Origin of the sequence: Kitasatospora sp. NPDC056783, from assembly GCF_042789895.1 — a bacterium.
GTDB lineage: Bacteria > Actinomycetota > Actinomycetes > Streptomycetales > Streptomycetaceae > Kitasatospora.
Genome location: NZ_JBHUAF010000670.1, coordinates 1 through 1,831 on the forward strand (window position 1 = coordinate 1; position 1,831 = coordinate 1,831).

Here is a 1,831-nt window from a genome sequence, read left to right on the forward strand (position 1 = left end):
CCCCGCTGCTGCTGCTCCTGCCGGCCGCCGTGATCCTGATCCCTCTGGTCGCCTACCCGATCTACCAGCTCGGCCTGCTGTCCGTCCTGGACTTCGGACAGGCCCAGGCCTCCGGCGGCGCCCCGACCTCCTTCGTCGGCTTCGGCAACTACACGAGGATCCTCGAGGACGAGCAGTTCTGGACGGTCCTGCTCCAGACCATCGGCTTCGCCGCGTTCTGCGTGGTCGCCACCCTCGCCGTCGGGGCCACCCTCGCGGTGCTGCTCACCAAGGTCGGCCGGTGGCCCCGGCTGCTGCTGACCACCGCGGCGATGGCCGCCTGGGCGGCGCCGGCGATGACCGGCTCGACGGTGTGGAGCTTCCTGTTCGACACCAACCTCGGCCTGGTCAACCACACCCTGGAGAACCTCGGGCTCTCCGGCTTCCACGAGTTCAACTGGTTCTACGACAAGTGGACCGCGTTCCTGATCGTCGGCGCCGTGGTGGTGTGGCACTCCTACCCGTTCGTGATGGTCACCCTCTACGCGGGCATCCGGGCCATCCCGGAGGAGATCCTGGAGGCGGCCGCCCTGGACGGCGCCAACACCTGGACCACCTTCCGCCGGATCATCGCGCCGATGCTGCGACCCATCCTGACCATCGTGGTGATCCAGTCGGTGATCTGGGACTTCAAGGTCTTCACCCAGATCTACGTGATGACCGAGGGCGGTGGCATCGCCGGCCAGAACCTGGTGCTCAACGTGTACGCGTACCAGAAGGCGTTCGCCTCCTCGCAGTACGGGCTGGGCGCGGCGATCGGCGTGATCATGCTGCTGATCCTGGTGATCCCGACGGTCCTGTACATCCGCACCCTGCGACGGACGGGGAACGAACTGTGAGCCCGGCGAACCCCCTCGCTGCCGTGAAGCCCGCCCGCAACACCCGCGCCCGGTGGCGCCTGGCCGCGAACACCGGCGCGGTCCTGCTGGCCGTGGTCACCGCCTTCCCGATCTTCTGGATGGTGCTCTCGGCCTTCAAGCCCAAGGGCGAGATCCAGTCGCTCGACCCGAAGCCGTGGACCGCCCACCCCACGCTGGAGAGCTTCCGTCAGGTGCTCAGCGTGGACGGCTTCGGCCGGTACTTCGTGAACAGCCTGGTCGTCGCGCTGTCGGTGGTGGTGCTGTCGGCGATCGTGGTCTTCCTGGCGGCGGTGGCCGTGACCAGGTTCCGGTTCAGGTTCCGCACCACCATCATGGTGATGTTCCTGATCGCCCAGATGATCCCGGTCGAGGCGCTGACCATCCCGCTGTTCTTCATGTTCCGCGACGCGGGGCGCTTCGCCCCCGGCATCGGGCTGAACACCCTGGCCTCGCTGGTCCTGGTGCAGCTGGCGTTCTCGCTGCCGTTCGGGATCTGGATGATGCGCGGCTTCGTCGCGGCCGTGCCGGCCTCGATCGAGGAGGCGGCGCAGATCGACGGCGCCAGCCGGACCCGCATCCTGTGGCGCATCCTGCTGCCGCTGGTGGCGCCGGGCCTGGCCGCGACCAGCGTGTTCTCCTTCATCGCGGCCTGGAACGACTTCGTCTTCGCCAAGACGTTCATCATCAGCGCCACCGAGAACCAGACGCTGCCCTCGGCGCTGCTGGTCTTCTTCAAGCCGGACGAGAACGACTGGGGCGGCATCATGGCGGCGTCCACGCTGATGACCGTGCCGGTGCTGATCTTCTTCATCGCGGTGCAGCGCAAGCTGGTCTCCGGACTGGCCGGCGCGGTGAAGGACTGACGTCCCCAGGTCACCGACCCCCGCCCGCCACCGGCGTCCGCCGGTCCGGGAGCACCCGGGAGCCCCGCC

General features: G+C 68.3%; 2 protein-coding genes. Both read left to right on the top strand.

Annotation, left to right across the window (positions count from 1 at the left end):
- Window positions 1-878: carbohydrate ABC transporter permease (locus ACFRMQ_RS40475; RefSeq protein ID WP_380735919.1), on the top strand; the 878-nt coding region annotated here is incomplete at its 5' end.
- Window positions 875-1,762, top strand: a complete 888-nt coding sequence (locus tag ACFRMQ_RS40480) for a carbohydrate ABC transporter permease (protein WP_380735921.1) — start codon at window positions 875-877, stop codon at window positions 1,760-1,762. The genes ACFRMQ_RS40475 and ACFRMQ_RS40480, both read left to right, overlap by 4 nt.
- Window positions 1,763-1,831: the final 69 nt, after the last annotated feature.